This is a genomic window from Streptomyces sp. NPDC002513 (assembly GCF_053595355.1).
This window is the reverse complement of the sequence record NZ_JBSFXK010000024.1, coordinates 42,439-56,779: the sequence shown is the minus strand read 5'-3', so window position 1 is coordinate 56,779 and position 14,341 is coordinate 42,439. Positions and strand designations below refer to the sequence as shown.

General features: G+C 71.6%; 12 protein-coding genes and 1 pseudogene. 8 read left to right on the top strand and 5 right to left on the bottom strand.

Annotated features, from left to right (window positions below):
* Positions 1-8 precede the first annotated feature (8 nt).
* Positions 9-509 (top strand): PH domain-containing protein, encoded by a 501-nt coding sequence (locus tag ACWD5Q_RS17970; protein WP_451427970.1) that lies wholly within the window; start codon positions 9-11, stop codon positions 507-509.
* Positions 506-1,836 (top strand): annotated as a pseudogene (locus tag ACWD5Q_RS17965) (PH domain-containing protein). The gene ACWD5Q_RS17970 and the pseudogene ACWD5Q_RS17965 overlap by 4 nt, the downstream one beginning before the upstream one ends.
* Positions 1,837-1,942: 106 nt before the next feature.
* Here the strand turns inward: ACWD5Q_RS17965 and ACWD5Q_RS17960 are convergent.
* Both ACWD5Q_RS17960 and ACWD5Q_RS17955 read right to left on the bottom strand, forming a co-directional pair.
* The gene (locus tag ACWD5Q_RS17960) at positions 1,943-3,562 is read right to left on the bottom strand and encodes a hypothetical protein (RefSeq protein ID WP_451427969.1); all 1,620 of its coding nucleotides are present in this window, start codon (positions 3,560-3,562) and stop codon (positions 1,943-1,945) included.
* A 410-nt stretch (positions 3,563-3,972) separates the two neighbouring features.
* A complete protein-coding gene (locus ACWD5Q_RS17955; protein WP_451427968.1) occupies positions 3,973-5,100 on the bottom strand; it encodes an alpha/beta hydrolase in 1,128 nt (375 codons plus the stop codon).
* Between the two features lie 264 nt (positions 5,101-5,364).
* Between ACWD5Q_RS17955 and ACWD5Q_RS17950 the strand changes: the two genes are divergently transcribed.
* The 6 genes from ACWD5Q_RS17950 to ACWD5Q_RS17925 all read left to right on the top strand — a co-directional run bounded on the left by ACWD5Q_RS17950 (position 5,365) and on the right by ACWD5Q_RS17925 (position 10,701).
* Positions 5,365-7,137 carry a phosphatidylglycerol lysyltransferase domain-containing protein gene (locus ACWD5Q_RS17950; protein ID WP_451427967.1) on the top strand — a complete coding sequence of 591 codons (1,773 nt, stop codon included), beginning with the start codon at positions 5,365-5,367 and terminating at the stop codon, positions 7,135-7,137.
* Between the two features lie 339 nt (positions 7,138-7,476).
* The gene (folP, locus tag ACWD5Q_RS17945) at positions 7,477-8,409 is read left to right on the top strand and encodes a dihydropteroate synthase (RefSeq protein WP_451427966.1); all 933 of its coding nucleotides are present in this window, start codon (positions 7,477-7,479) and stop codon (positions 8,407-8,409) included.
* Entirely contained in the window at positions 8,406-8,909 is a 504-nt protein-coding gene (locus ACWD5Q_RS17940) for a nuclear transport factor 2 family protein (protein ID WP_451427965.1), read from the top strand. Before folP ends, ACWD5Q_RS17940 begins: the two co-directional genes overlap by 4 nt.
* A gap of 259 nt (positions 8,910-9,168) precedes the next feature.
* A complete protein-coding gene (folB, locus tag ACWD5Q_RS17935) occupies positions 9,169-9,528 on the top strand; it encodes a dihydroneopterin aldolase (RefSeq protein ID WP_451427964.1) in 360 nt (119 codons plus the stop codon).
* The gene (folK, locus tag ACWD5Q_RS17930; protein ID WP_451427963.1) at positions 9,525-10,136 is read left to right on the top strand and encodes a 2-amino-4-hydroxy-6-hydroxymethyldihydropteridine diphosphokinase; all 612 of its coding nucleotides are present in this window, start codon (positions 9,525-9,527) and stop codon (positions 10,134-10,136) included. Before folB ends, folK begins: the two co-directional genes overlap by 4 nt.
* Before the next feature lie 79 nt (positions 10,137-10,215).
* Positions 10,216-10,701: a DUF3180 domain-containing protein gene (locus ACWD5Q_RS17925; RefSeq protein WP_451427962.1), complete on the top strand. Its 486-nt coding sequence runs from the start codon at positions 10,216-10,218 to the stop codon at positions 10,699-10,701.
* Positions 10,702-10,744: 43 nt separating this feature from the next.
* Here the strand turns inward: ACWD5Q_RS17925 and folE are convergent, their stop codons facing one another.
* From folE to hpt, 3 genes are all read right to left on the bottom strand, one after another.
* Positions 10,745-11,350 (bottom strand): GTP cyclohydrolase I FolE, encoded by a 606-nt coding sequence (gene folE, locus ACWD5Q_RS17920; RefSeq protein WP_451427961.1) that lies wholly within the window; start codon positions 11,348-11,350, stop codon positions 10,745-10,747.
* Between the two features lie 145 nt (positions 11,351-11,495).
* Complete coding sequence (ftsH, locus tag ACWD5Q_RS17915; RefSeq protein ID WP_451428010.1) at positions 11,496-13,520, bottom strand: ATP-dependent zinc metalloprotease FtsH; 2,025 nt, start codon at positions 13,518-13,520, stop codon at positions 11,496-11,498.
* A gap of 223 nt (positions 13,521-13,743) precedes the next feature.
* Positions 13,744-14,304 (bottom strand): hypoxanthine phosphoribosyltransferase, encoded by a 561-nt coding sequence (gene hpt, locus ACWD5Q_RS17910; protein ID WP_451427960.1) that lies wholly within the window; start codon positions 14,302-14,304, stop codon positions 13,744-13,746.
* Positions 14,305-14,341: the final 37 nt, after the last annotated feature.

The window sequence follows — 14,341 nt, the reverse complement described above, 5'->3', positions numbered from 1 at the left end:
CTTGCGGCATGGAAACGGGGATCACGGAGGTGACGGGGGTGGGCGGCGAGCCGGTCTGGCGAGGCCTGCCGCCCGGGCTGCTGCGGATGCGCCGGTTGTTGCTGGTGGTGTGGCTGGTGCTGTCGGCCCTCGTCATGGGGCTGCTCCTCGGTCTGCTCGCGGGGCCCGCGTGGGCCCTGTTCGCCGTGCTGCCGCTGGCCGCGCTGGGATGGGGCTGGGTGCTGCTCGGCCGCAACTGGCGCTCCTGGCGGTACGCCGAGCGCGCCGACGACCTGCTGATCAGCCGGGGCGTGCTGTGGCGCGCGCAGACCGTGGTGCCGTACGGGCGGATGCAGCTCGTCGAGGTCACCTCCGGGCCCGTGGCACGCCGCTTCGGGCTGGCGAGCGTCCAGCTGCACACCGCGGCCGCGGCGACGGACGCCACCATTCCGGGCCTCGCCCCGGCCGAGGCGGAGCGGCTGCGGGACCGGCTGACGGAGCTGGGCGAGGCCCGGTCGGCGGGGCTGTGAGCGCGCCCGAGGCCCCGCCCGGCATAGCGGAGCGGCGCGCGGCGGCCGAGCGGCGGCTGCACCCGGTCACACCGCTGCGACGCGCCTGGGCGCCGGTCACCGTGATCACCGGCTGGTCCCTGCACGACCCCGGCCAGGTCCAGCAGCAGCTCGCCAGAGTGACCGCGACCACACTCCTCGCCGCACTCGCGGCCCTCGTCCTGGCCGCCTCCCTGTACGGCTTTCTCAGCTGGCGGTTCACCTCCTTCGCGGTGACGGACACCGAACTGCGCATCCGCACGGGCCTGTTGTTCCGCCGCACCGCGCACATCCGCCTGGACCGGCTGCAGGCCGTCGACGTCACCCAGCCGCTGCTGGCCCGGATCGCGGGTGTCGCCAAGCTGAAACTCGACGCCATAGGGACCGACAAGAAGGACGAACTCGCCTATCTGGGCGAGGACGAGGCCCGCGCCTTGCGCGCCGAACTCCTGGCGCGCGCGGCCGGTTTCGCGCCCGAGACGGCACACGAGGTGGGCGAGGCACCGGTGCGGCGGCTGCTGCACGTGCCGCCGGGCATGCTCGCCGTCTCCCTGCTGCTCATCGGCGCCACCTGGGGTTCACTGCTCGGTGCCCTCGTCGTGCCGACGCTGGTGTGGTTCGGCACGCACAGCGTCTGGTCGGTGCTCGCGGCCGGGCTGCCGCTGGTGGGCGGGGCGGTCACGCGGAGCGCGGGGCGGTTCGTCAGCGCCTACGACTGGACGGTCGGAAAGTCGCCGGACGGGCTCCGCATCGACCACGGGCTGCTCGACCGGGCGCACGAGACGGTGCCGCCGGGACGTGTGCAGACCGTACGGATCGTGGAGCCGCTGCTGTGGCGGCGGCGCGGCTGGGTCCGGGTGGAACTGAACGTGGCGGCTCCGCCAACTCGGTGCTCGTTCCGGTCGCTCCCCGCCCCCTCGCCGAGTCGCTGATCGCCCAGGTGCTGCCCGGGGTGACGGTCCCGGCGGCCCTCGCGCGGCCGCCGCGCCGCGCGCGCTGGTGCCTGCCGCTGTGGTGGCGCGGGCAGGGACTCGCCGTCACCGGCACGGTCTTCGCCGCGCGGCGCGGCCTGCTGCGCCGGACCCTGTCCCTCGTCCCGCATGCGAAGGTGCAGAGCGTGCGGCTGACGCAGGGGCCGTGGCAGCGGTTCAAGAAGGTCGCCGACGTGGAGGTGGACACCGGCGCCAACACGACGGTGAGGGCCCGGCTGCGGGACGCGGAGGAGGCGGCGGCCCTGCTGTACGCGCAGGCGGACCGGTCACGGACGGGGCGACGGGACGCTCGGCCGGACCGGTGGATGGCCTCGTAGGCGACATGAACGGCCGTGCAGGCCGGACGGCATGAAACGACGTGAGGGGCGGCGGCACTCGGTGTGCCGCCGCCCCTCACTCATCCGGGCCTCATCCGGGCCGTGCTCAGGACGCCGCGGTGCGCAGCCCCTGGATGTCGATCTGTTCCGTCTCGTCGTGGGCCGTCAGGTCGATGACCTGGCCGACCGCGCGCGCCTCGGGGTCCGCGGGCTTGAAGCCGGATTCGGAGTCCCCCTTGTGCATCGCGAGGGACTCCTGGCCGACGGCCCCCGCGAGGTCCTCGTTCCGCACGGATGCCGGGGTCTCCCCCGACCTCTTGGTGCCGAAGAAGTCGAAACCGCCCCCCGCGGCCGGGCGCCGCGGCGGGGCCGCCGGTACGACGGCGACGGCGGTCGGCACGGTGAAGTGGCCGGTGCCGTGGGCCGGTTTGGCCACGGCCGGCTGGAGCTGCTGTGCGGTCGGAGCGGTCGCGTGCTCCCGCCCCGCGACCGCCGCGGGCTTCCTGGCCGCCTCGCCCTTCTCACCGGAGCGTGCCCGTCCGGTGCCGGCCTCCGTGGACCCGCCCTTCTTGCCGCCGCCGTCGCCGGGGCCGTCGCCCTTCGGGGGAACGGGTTCGGAGGGGACCTTCGCCCTTCTCTCGGCGAGCGCGGAGAGCGCCGAAGGCGCGGACTGCGTGGGGGCGTCGGCGGGGGCCGGAGTGTCGACCGGGGCCGGGGTGTCGGCCGGAGCCTGGGCGTCGATCGAGTCCGGGGTGTCGGCCGTCGCCTTCGCGGCGCTCTTCCCGTCCGCGACCCCCTCCGCCTCGGCGGCGGGCGGCTCCAGGGACCCGACGGCCGGTTCGCCGCCGTTCTCCGTGACCGCCTGCGGCGCGAGGCCGTCCCGCTCCGCGTCCTCCGTGTCCCCGCTGCCCCTGCTCTGCGTCGATGCGGCGGCCTCCGTGGCGTCGTCCTCCGGCCCGGCGTCCTCCACCGCCGTGCCGAGGTCGTCCTTGACCAGTCGCGTCAGCGCCGAGTCGGCCCGCAGGAAGAGCGCGGATCCCTCCGCGGAGAACACCGGGGGCAGCGCCGGTTCCGCCGTGGCGTCCTGCTCCGGTCCGGTGGCGGCCGTGCCGGTCGCGCCCTCGGAGTCCCGTACGTCCGTCCCCTCCGGCGTCCCGCCCCCGGCGGCGTCCGGCGTCTTCAGGCCGTCGCGCGCCGCCGAGTCGCCTCGCGCCGTCGAGTCGTCCGGCGCAGCCGTCGCCCCGGCGGGCAGCGCCCGCGCCACCGGCACCGTCGCCTCTATGGCCAGCAGACGGCGGCCCTCCAGGGCGGTCGCGCGCTCCGTCTCCGCCGTGGCGTACCGCCGCAGCAGGGCCGCGTGCTCGTTGCGCAGCTTGGCCAGCTCCGTGCGCTTGGCGCGCAGCTTCTGCTCCAGCTTCGTACGCAGCTCGCGCGACTCCTCCAGGTCGGACTCGAGTTCGGCGACCCGCTCCTCGTGACGCCATTCGTCGCTCGCCCGCGCGCGCGTGAGGTCCGCGACGTGTTTGCCCGCGGCCACATCCCAGCGGCGCATGACGATGGCGCCCAGCACCGTCGTCGCCGCGGCACCCGCGGCCAGCCCACGGAGCACCAGTGGCTCCGTGAACAGCCAGGGCCCCACGGCGCAGACGACCGAGACGCCGGCGATCACCGAAGAGGGCAGCAGCCTGTGCAAGGGCGGAGAATGGCGGTGACGTCCACGTGGCATGGCCAGAAACTTACCGCGCGTAGGGGAATGATGGTGCCCCGCCCGGTAAAAACACGGCCACTCCTCCGTGTTCACACCGCCCCGGGGACTCCGGAAACGGAAGAGCCGCCCCCAAATCCCTTGCTTTACCTTCCGCCGCGCATGCGGCACGGGAAGCCGAGGGCGGCGGCGCCCGTCCCGCCGGCCCCCTCGGGGCTGCTCCACGGCGCCTCCGGCAGCCGTCGGCCCCTTTGCAAGATCATTTCCTGGTGGGCGCGGTCCCCCGCCTCCCCGGCGCGGGAGCTCCCGCCCGAAAGCGACTTGGGGGCATACCCCGGCGAATTCCGGACCCGTACGAAGACAACACCGGCGGGGGCCGGCCCCCGCCGATTGCGCGGAATTCCGGGCGGAGCAGCCGCGCATTCGTCGCCTCAGCGGTCGCTGAGCCGCCCGCTCATCCACTGCAGCGCCGCCGGGATCTCCCGTCGCCACGTGTTGAAGTTGTGACCGCCGCTGTCGAGGATGACCGACGAGATCCGGGTCGGCCTCCTCGCCTCCACCTGCTGTATGAATTTGAGCGTGGACCGGTAGTCGCCCTCGCCGACCCGGCTGCTGGTGACGAGCAGTGAGGTGTCCGGGGCGGGCAGGTGCTTGAGGCACCACCACAGGTCGGCACGGTTGCGCAGGTTTTTGTCGCCGTGGAAGAGGTCGCCCGTGGTCGGGTCGGTCGGCGCCTTGTAGTACGGCGACAGGCCCGCCCCGGCGGCATAGGCGTCCGGGTGGTGCATCGCCAGCTTCAGCGCGCAGTAGCCGCCCGTCGAGTCCCCTATGATCCCCCAGCTGCCCGGCTTCCTGCCCACCCGGTAGTGCGCCCCGACCGCGTCGGGGAGGTCCTTCGCGAAGAACGACTCGGTCTGCGGGCCGCCCGGGATGTCCACGCACTCCGTGTCCCGGGGCGGCGCCACGGTCGGCCGCAGCATCACCAGGATCATCGGCTGCATCTTGCCGCCCTTGGCCAGGTCGTGCGCCGTCTGCGGGTAGTGCAGGCCCTTGATGAGCGCCTCGGCCGTACCCGGGTATCCGGTGAGGACGACGGCCGCGGGGAACGTGCGCGAGCGGTACTGCGGCTGGAAGTACTCCGGCGGCAGATACACATACGCGGGCGTGGCGACACGGGTGGTGCGCCCGACGATGTCAACTTGCTGGATCTGGCCGCCGATCTGTGGCTGCGCACCACCTTGCACATTCACCTCGCGGGTGCCGATCACCTGGAGGGGGCCTCCGGTCGAACCGGCCGGACCATGGTTGACGACCACACCCGGGGTGCGCTCCTGGCCGAACAGGTCAGCCCAGCTGGCGTAGAACCCGAAGGCCTGGTTGGCGGCGAGTCCGACCGACGCGAACACCGCGACCTGAGTGGCGAACAGCAGGCCGACCCGTCCGCCGACGGCCCGCCAGGAGCGCCGCGCCAGCCGTGGCCAATGCCACACCGTGCCGACGAACAGCAGCACGGCGAGCAAGACCGCCAGTACCAGCACTTTGTTGCTTGTGAGACCCATGGGCTCTTTCCCTGCCTGCGTATTCCGACCCCTGGGGCGTCACCCGCACTTTCGCGTGGGCTTGCCCCTGACTTTCCTTCGCCTTTGAACCGGCTTTGAACTGGGGAGTGAACCTCTCTCCCCGCGACACCGTCCTAGAGGGCGCAATGTCGCCGGATGCCCGGATCGGCACCGGACACAAGGTCTCTCGCAGAACTACGGGATGCGATGTCTGTCAGGATAGATGGGGAAAAGTCGGGCCAGGTTCCGGAGCGACCCCCTGTGATGCGCCGCATACTGCGCGGCCCGCGCCCGGAGTCCGTCCCCGCGCTGGTCGCCAGGGCCTGCACGCTCGTGGGGGTCCTTGACATCGCCGCAGGCGTCTTCCCCCGCTTCCGGCACAGTCGCGTGCACCGCATCGTCGAAGTCCTGCCCGGCGGGCTCGGCCCGTTCGCGGCCGCCCTGGCGCTGAGCGCCGGAGTCCTCCTGCTGCTTCTCGCGCACGGGCTGCGGCGGCGCAAGCGCAGGGCATGGCGCGCGGCCGTGCTGCTCCTCCCGGCGGGTGCCGTGGCGCAGTTCGTCTACCGCCACTCCGTCATCGGCGTTCTGCTCTCCGCGCTGCTGCTGCTGCCGTTGCTGCGCCACCGGAGCGAGTTCGCGGCCCTGCCCGACCCGCGCAGCCGCTGGCGGGCGCTCGCCAACTTCGTGCTCATGGGTGCCGGTTCGCTGGGCCTCGGTCTGATCATCGTCAGTGTCCACACCCACCGCCTGGTCGGCGATCCGAGCGTGTCCGACCGCATCGAGCACGTCCTGTACGGCCTGCTGGGCTTCGAGGGTCCGGTCGACTACACCGGCGACGCCTCCTGGACGGTGGGCTTCTCGCTCGGCGCGCTCGGCCTGCTGACCGCGGTCACCACGATCTACCTCGCCTTCCGCCCCGAACACCCGGCCGCCCGGCTCACCGAGGAGGACGAGGCCCGGCTGCGCACCCTGCTGCAGAAGCACGGCGCCCGCGACTCGCTCGGCTACTTCGCGCTCCGCCGCGACAAGGCGGTCGTCTTCTCGCCGAGCGGCAAGGCCGCGGTCACCTACCGCGTCGTCTCCGGCGTGATGCTGGCCAGCGGGGACCCGATCGGCGACGTGGAGGCGTGGCCCGGCGCCATCGAGCGGTTCATGGACGAGGCCAAGGCCCACTCCTGGACCCCCGCGGTCATGGGCTGCTCCGAGACGGGCGGCGAGGTCTGGACCCGCGAGACCGGCCTGGACGCTCTCGAACTGGGCGACGAGGCGGTGGTGGACGTCAAGGATTTCTCCCTCGCCGGGCGTGCGATGCGCAACGTGCGCCAGATGGTGAAGCGCATCGAGCGGGCGGGGTACGAAACCCGGGTACGGCGCATCCGTGACCTCGGCGAGGGCGAACTGGAACGGATACGGCGCGCGGCCGAGGACTGGCGCGGCACGGACACCGAGCGCGGCTTCTCCATGGCGCTCGGCCGCATCGGCGATCCCGCCGACGGCGACTGCCTGATCGCCACGGCCCACAAGCCGGATGCCGCGCAGGGCCCGTACGGCGATCTGACGGCGATCCTGCACTTCGTCCCGTGGGGCACCGACGGCGTCTCGCTGGATCTGATGCGCCGGGACCGCTCGGCGGACCCGGGCATGAACGAACTGCTGATCGTGGCCGCCCTCCAGGCCGCACCGAAGCTCGGGATCGTACGCGTCTCGCTGAACTTCGCGATGTTCCGCTCGGCCCTCGCGCGCGGCGAGAAGATCGGCGCGGGACCGGTGCTGCGGGCGTGGCGGGGACTGCTGGTCTTCCTCTCCCGCTGGTTCCAGATCGAGTCCCTGTACAAGTTCAACGCGAAGTTCCAGCCGCGCTGGGATCCGCGCTTCGTGGTGTACGCGTCCTCCCGCGACCTGCCGCGCATCGGCCTGGCCGCGATGCAGGCGGAGGGTTTCATGAACCTGGCGCTGCCCCGGTTGCTGCGCCGCTCCGCTCCGGTTCAGCGCGCCTGCATCCACATGGAGGCGGACCAGGGGGTCCGGGCGGCCTGACCCGCCCGGTCCCGGGCCGCCCGCTCCGGGACCCGAGCCGGCTGACGGACCGTCCGGGGCCGCGCCGCGGAACGGCCTGCTCCATTGCGCGACAGGCCCGAGGAGGTCCGAGAGGGGTCCGACGGGGGGTCCGAGGAGGGCGCCGGCCCGCCCAAGCCCGGAAGCCCTCGCCCGCCCAAGCCCGGAAGCCCTCGCCCGGCCGCCCGCCCACCGGGCCGTCGCCCAGGCTCCCCGCTTCCCGCAACACCGGCCCCCGGGCCCCGGGCCCAAGGCCCCATCCGATCCCCGACCCGGACCCGTGAGCCCAGGGCGGAGCCGACGGGGGCCTACGCTGAACGTATGAGCACCAAGACCGGGCGGGGCCACGTGGCAGGCCTTCCGACATGGGACCGCTGCGCGGTCATGGGCGTCGTCAACGTCACCCCCGACTCCTTCTCCGACGGGGGCCGCTGGTTCGACACGACCACCGCCGTCAAGCACGGCCTCGACCTGGTCGCGCAGGGAGCCGACCTCGTCGACGTCGGCGGCGAGTCCACCCGCCCCGGAGCCACCCGCGTCGACGAGGCCGAGGAGCTCAGGCGTGTCGTCCCCGTCGTCCGCGGCCTCGCCTCCGAGGGCGTCGCGGTCTCCGTCGACACCATGCGCGCCTCCGTCGCCGAACAGGCCCTCGCCGCCGGCGCCGCCCTCGTCAACGACGTCAGCGGCGGTCTCGCGGACCCCGCGATGATCCCCGTCGTCGCGGCCTGCGGCGCCCCCTTCGTGGTGATGCACTGGCGCGGCTTCCTGGAGGGAGGCGCCATCAAGGGCGTCTACGAGGACGTCGTCACCGAGGTCGTCGACGAACTCCACGCGCGCGTGGAGGCCGTACTGGAGGGCGGTGTCGCCCCCGACCGGATCGTGGTCGACCCTGGCCTCGGCTTCTCCAAGCAGGCCGAGCACGACCTGGCGCTGCTCGCCCACCTCGACCGCCTGCACGCCCTGGGCCGTCCGCTGCTGGTCGCCGCCTCCCGCAAGCGGTTCCTCGGCCGTGTCCTGGCCGGCCCCGAGAGCGCGCCCCCGCCCGCCCGCGAGCGCGACGCCGCCACGGCCGCCGTCTCCGCTCTCGCCGCCCAGGCGGGCGCATGGGCGGTACGCGTGCACGAGGTGCGCGCGACGGCGGACGCGGTACGCGTCGCACGCGCCATCGAGGCGGCGCGCGCCGCCGACCCCGCGCCGGGCACCCTCACCGCCGGCACACTCACGGGTACCGGATCCGCCGAAGGAGCCCGGTGAGCACCGCCCACACCGATGTCGAACAGGTCGAACAGGCCAACACCGCCTTCTACGAGGCGATGGAGCGCGGTGACTTCGAGGAGCTGTCCTCCCTCTGGCTGACGCCCGCCGACCTGGGTGTCGACGAGGAGTACCACGACCCGGCGGACGCCGGCGTGATCTCCTGCGTCCACCCCGGCTGGCCCGTCCTGACCGGCCGCGGCGAGGTCCTGCGGTCGTACGCCCTGATCATGGCGAACACCGACTACATCCAGTTCTTCCTCACGGACGTCCATGTCTCGGTGACCGGTGACACCGCCCTGGTGAGCTGCACCGAGAACATCCTCAGCGGCGGCCCGGCCCCGGAGCAGGGCGAGGAACTGGGCCCCCTCGTCGGCCAGCTCGTCGTCGCCACGAACCTGTTCCGCCGCACCCCCGACGGCTGGAAGCTCTGGTCCCACCACGCCTCCCCCGTCCTGACCGAGTCCGCCGACGAAGAGGACGACGACTCGTCCGCGTGAGCAGGTGGCAGATCCCGCCGGATTGGGTAGGCGGCCTGACGTGGCGGGAATCACCTACCCCCGGGTAGGGGTCGGCCGCCGCCCCGCAAGCCACCGTATTCCCCAGGGAAAACGCCCGATGAAGCCTCCGGCCATGGCAGTGGCGCACGCTTTCGCGCGCGAACGTTGTCGGTGCCCGCAGGTAGATTCGTTCGAGGCTGGTGCACCGACCGCACTCGGTGCGCGCCTGTCGTTACCGACGATTGCAGGAGTGATTCGCGTGGATCGTGTCGCGCTGCGCGGCCTGAAGGCCCGCGGGCACCACGGTGTGTTCCCCAAGGAGCGCGAGGAGGGGCAGACCTTCGTCGTGGACCTCGTCCTGGGCCTGGACACCCGGCCGGCCGCGGCCGACGACGACCTGTCCAAGACCGTGCACTACGGCATCGTCGCCGAAGAGGTCGTGGCCCTGGTCGAAGGAGAGCCCGTCGACCTCATCGAGACGCTCGCCGAGCGCATCGCCCTCTCCTGCCTGAAGCACGCCCCGGTCCGCGAGGTCGAGGTCTGTGTGCACAAACCGGACGCGCCGATCGCGGTCCCCTTCGACGATGTGACCGTCACCATCACCCGGAGCAGAGTATGACCGCCTACTTCGCCGGGGGTCAGAGCGACCCGACCGTACAGCCGGTGCCCGCCTCCGTGGTGCAGCAGGTGGACGCCGCCGACACGACCCTGCAGAACCCGAAGCGCGCCGTGATCTCCCTCGGCTCGAACCTGGGCAACCGCCTGGAGAACCTCCAGGGCGCCATCGACGCCCTGGAGGACACCCCGGGCGTCCGCGTCAAGGCGGTCTCCCCGGTGTACGAGACGGAGCCGTGGGGCGTGGCCCCCGGCAGCCAGCCGGCGTACTTCAACGCGGTGGTCGTGGTGAAGACCACACTGCCCCCCTCGTCGCTCCTGGAGCGGGCCCACGCCGTGGAGGAGGCCTTCCACCGGGTGCGGGACGAGCGCTGGGGCGCGCGCACCCTGGACGTGGACATCATCGCGTACGCGGAAGTCGTCTCCGGCGACCCGGTGCTGACCCTCCCCCACCCGCGCGCCCACGAGCGGGCCTTCGTCCTCGCCCCCTGGTACGACCTGGACCCTGAGGCCCAGCTCCCCGCCCGCGGCCCGGTGGCGGATCTGCTCGCCGCCGTCACCCGCGAAGGCATCACGCTCCGCCCCGACCTGGAACTCCGGCTGCCGGAATAGTCGTTAAGGTCTACCGGGCCGGGATGCTCCCGGCTCCACGACCGCGGACGGGCGACCGTCGGGCTGACGAAGGGGCATCGTGAAAGAGCTGCGCATCAGGACGCTGGCAGCGGTGTTCGTGGTGGCCGGAGTGCTGTCCTGGGCAGCCGCCCGGCTGTGGAACGCGGTGGGCACGCTCCCCCGGGTCCCCCTGGCCGCGCCCATCGTCCTCGCCCTGATCGCCGTGGTCCTGCTGGCCACGGCGCTCTCCCTGCGCGGCCGGTTCAAGGCCCAGCGGGAGCGCCGTCCCGGCGCGAAGGGCGTCGACCCGCTGATGGCGGCCCGTGCGGTCGTCTTCGGCCAGGCGAGCGCCCTGGTCGCGGCCCTGGTCGCCGGGATGTACGGCGGCGCGGGGGTCTTCCTCCTGGCGTCCCTGGACATCCCCACGGTCCGCGACCAGGCGATCTACGCCGGCTTCTCGGTCCTGGCAGGCATCGCCGTCATAGCGGCCGCCTTCTTCCTGGAACGCGTCTGCCGCCTCCCGGAGGACGACGAACACGACGGCGACGCGACGCCGGTGTCCTGAGCGTCCCGGATCCCGAAGAACCCCGCCCGCGCTACGCGGCGTCTCAGCGCGCCATGATGAGGCTCATCGCCTCGTTGCGCGTGGCCGCGTCCCGCAGCTGACCGCGCACCGCCGAAGTGATCGTCTTCGCGCCGGGCTTGCGGATGCCGCGCATCGACATGCACATGTGCTCGCACTCGACCACGACGATCACCCCGCGCGGCTCCAGGATCTCCATGAGCGAGTCGGCGATCTGCGTCGTCAGCCGCTCCTGCACCTGCGGGCGGCGCGCGAAGACGTCCACGAGCCGGGCCAGCTTCGACAGGCCCGTGATCTTTCCGTTGGTGGACGGGATGTAGCCGACGTGCGCGACCCCCCTGAACGGCACGAGGTGATGCTCACAGGTCGAGAACACCTCGATGTCCTTCACCAGCACCATCTCGTCGTGGCCCAGGTCGAAGGTGGTCGTCAGGACGTCCTCGGGCTTCTGCCACAGGCCGGCGAATATCTCCCGGTACGCCCGGGCCACCCTCCCCGGAGTCTCCCGCAGGCCCTCCCGGTCCGGGTCCTCACCGACCGCGATGAGCAGCTCCCGTACGGCGTCCTCCGCACGCTTCTCGTCGAACTCGCCGATCGCGCCCTCGCCGTCCAGCGTCACCGGGTTGGTCATGTGGTGCCTCGTTCCTGCGCCTGCGACGCGCACGGGTTACGCGTCTGATGTGCGGCCTGAAGAAATGCCGCGTCCCCCAGGCTAAAACCCTGGGGGACGCGGCAGAAATTCCGGGCCTCGTGGGGCCCTTCGGCAGAGCGGTGGATCAGCTCTCCCGGTGATCCTCCGGAGCCTTCTCGGTGGGGAGGGAATCGGTCGCCTTGGCGAGCGCCGGGGCCGCGCCGTTCGCCCCGTTCGTCAGTGCCAGCTCCTTCGGGGAGAGCACCGGCGGGCGGGTGGACGGCGTGCGGCGCGAGGAGCCGGTCCAGGCGGGCCGCGGCGGGCGCTTGACGATCGAGGCGAAGATCTCGGCGATCTCCTCCTTGCCCAGGGTCTCCTTCTCGAGCAGCGCGAGCACCAGGTTGTCCAGGACGTCGCGGTTCTCGACCAGGATCTCCCAGGCCTCGTTGTGAGCGTTCTCGATGAGCTTCTTGACTTCCTCGTCCACCAGCGCGGCGACCTCTTCCGAGTAGTCGCGCTGGTGAGCCATCTCACGTCCGAGGAACGGCTCGGTGTTGTCGCCGCCGAACTTGATCGCGCCGAGACGCTCGGTCATGCCGTACTGCGTGACCATCGCGCGGGCCGTGGCCGTGGCCTTCTCGATGTCGTTCGCGGCACCCGTGGTCGGGTCGTGGAAGACGAGTTCCTCGGCCGCGCGGCCGCCCAGCATGTAGGCGAGCTGGTCCAGCATCTCGTTGCGCGTCGTCGAGTACTTGTCCTCGTCCGGGAGCACCATCGTGTAGCCGAGCGCCCGGCCGCGGGACAGGATCGTGATCTTGTGGACCGGGTCGGAGTTCGGCGAGGCCGCCGCGACCAGGGCGTGGCCGCCCTCGTGGTACGCGGTGATCTTCTTCTCCTTGTCCGACATGATCCGGGTCCGCTTCTGCGGGCCCGCGACCACACGGTCGATCGCCTCGTCCAGCATGTGGTTGTCGATGAGCTTGCGGTCGCTGCGGGCCGTCAGCAGCGCCGCCTCGTTCAGCACGTTCGACAGGTCCGCGCCGGTGAAGCCCGGGGTGCGGCGGGCGACGGCCGACAGGTCGACGTCCGGAGCGACCGGCTTGCCCTTCTGGTGAACCTTGAGGATCTCCAGACGGCCCTGCATGTCCGGGCGGTCGACCGCGATCTGCCGGTCGAAGCGGCCCGGGCGCAGGAGGGCCGGGTCGAGGATGTCGGGGCGGTTCGTGGCGGCGATGAGGATCACGCCGCCCTTCACGTCGAAGCCGTCCATCTCGACGAGCAGCTGGTTCAGGGTCTGCTCGCGCTCGTCGTGACCGCCGCCGAGGCCGGCGCCGCGGTGACGGCCGACCGCGTCGATCTCGTCGACGAAGACGATCGCCGGGGCGTTCGCCTTGGCCTGCTCGAACAGGTCACGGACTCGGGAGGCACCGACACCGACGAACATCTCGACGAAGTCGGAACCCGAGATCGAGTAGAAGGGGACGCCCGCCTCGCCCGCGACGGCACGCGCGAGAAGCGTCTTGCCGGTACCGGGAGGACCGTAGAGGAGCACGCCCTTGGGGATCTTGGCGCCGACGGCCTGGAACTTGGCCGGCTCCTGGAGGAACTCCTTGATCTCGTGGAGTTCCTCGACGGCCTCGTCCGCGCCCGCGACGTCCGCGAAGGTCGTCTTCGGGGTGTCCTTGGTGATGAGCTTCGCCTTGGACTTCCCGAAGTTCATGACCCGGGAGCCGCCGCCCTGCATCTGGTTCATCAGGAACAGGAAGACGACCACGATGAGGACGAAGGGCAACAGGGAGAGCAGGATCCCCAGGAAGGGATTCTGCTTGGACGGCGAGACCGTGTAGCCGTCCGGGATCTTCTTGGTCTGGTACTTGTCCTGCAGGGTGTTGGCCAGGGTCTCGCCCTGGCGGCCGATGTAGCTCGCCTGAATCTTCGAGCTGCCCTCGACCTTCTCGCCGTTCTTCAGCGAGACCTGGATGACCTGCTCGTCGCCGGTGGTCAGCTTGGCCTGCTGGACCTTGTCCTCATTGATCGCCGCGACGACCTGGCCGGTGTCCACCGTCTTGTAGCCGCCGGAAGAGCCGACGACCTGCATCAACACGACCACGGCAAGGACGGCCAGCACGATCCACATGACCGGCCCACGGAAGTATCGCTTCACGTCCATCCATACGGAGCGGTGCCGCCCCGTCCCTCCTGCCATAGTGAGTTTGATAAAGACAGTTCTTCTGACGGTACCCCAGCATTGTCACCCGCAGGCGCGGAGACCGCTGGCAATACCGCCCACGCATGCTCCAACGGCGCGAGACCCGCTGGGGTTCCCGAGTGTCCCAAAAGAGCCCGGGCCTCGGGATCCGGCCGCCGACGCCGACGGCCGGACCCCTGAAGGCTCAGCCGCCGTACACGTGGGGCGCGAGCGTACCCACGAACGGGAGGTTGCGGTACTTCTCCGCGTAGTCCAGGCCGTAGCCCACGACGAACTCGTTCGGGATGTCGAAGCCGACCCACTCGACGTCGATGGCGACCTTGGCCGCCTCCGGCTTGCGCAGCAGCGTGCACACCTTCAGGGAGGCGGGCTCGCGCGAGCCGAGGTTGGAGATCAGCCAGGACAGGGTCAGACCGGAGTCGATGATGTCCTCGACGATCAGGACGTGCTTGCCCTTGATGTCGGTGTCGAGGTCCTTGAGGATGCGCACGACGCCGGAGGACTGGGTGCCCGCACCGTAGGACGACACGGCCATCCAGTCCATGGTGAGGGGGGTGGACATCGCCCGGGCGAGGTCGGCCATGACCATCACCGCGCCCTTGAGGACACCGACGATCAGCAGGTCCTTGCCCGCGTACTCCGCGTCGATCTTCGCGGCCAGCTCGGCCAGCTTCGCGTCGATCTCTTCCTTGGTGATGAGCACCTGCTCGAGGTCGGCACCCATGTCTTTCGCGTCCACCCGCATCACTTTCGGTCGTCCCGCCGCTCTGAATTGCCCGCTC

Bases quoted from the DNA above. Each gene is read 5' to 3' on its own strand.
- folP (WP_451427966.1), top strand. From the start codon at position 7,477: ATGAGCACCAAGACCGGGCGGGGCCACGTGGCAGGCCTTCCGACATGG.
- folE (WP_451427961.1), bottom strand. From the start codon at position 11,350: ATGACCAACCCGGTGACGCTGGACGGCGAGGGCGCGATCGGCGAGTTC.
- ACWD5Q_RS17950 (WP_451427967.1), top strand. From the start codon at position 5,365: ATGCGCCGCATACTGCGCGGCCCGCGCCCGGAGTCCGTCCCCGCGCTG.
- hpt (WP_451427960.1), bottom strand. From the start codon at position 14,304: ATGCGGGTGGACGCGAAAGACATGGGTGCCGACCTCGAGCAGGTGCTC.
- ACWD5Q_RS17955 (WP_451427968.1), bottom strand. From the start codon at position 5,100: ATGGGTCTCACAAGCAACAAAGTGCTGGTACTGGCGGTCTTGCTCGCC.
- folK (WP_451427963.1), top strand. From the start codon at position 9,525: ATGACCGCCTACTTCGCCGGGGGTCAGAGCGACCCGACCGTACAGCCG.
- ACWD5Q_RS17970 (WP_451427970.1), top strand. From the start codon at position 9: ATGGAAACGGGGATCACGGAGGTGACGGGGGTGGGCGGCGAGCCGGTC.
- ftsH (WP_451428010.1), bottom strand. From the start codon at position 13,520: ATGGACGTGAAGCGATACTTCCGTGGGCCGGTCATGTGGATCGTGCTG.
- ACWD5Q_RS17960 (WP_451427969.1), bottom strand. From the start codon at position 3,562: ATGCCACGTGGACGTCACCGCCATTCTCCGCCCTTGCACAGGCTGCTG.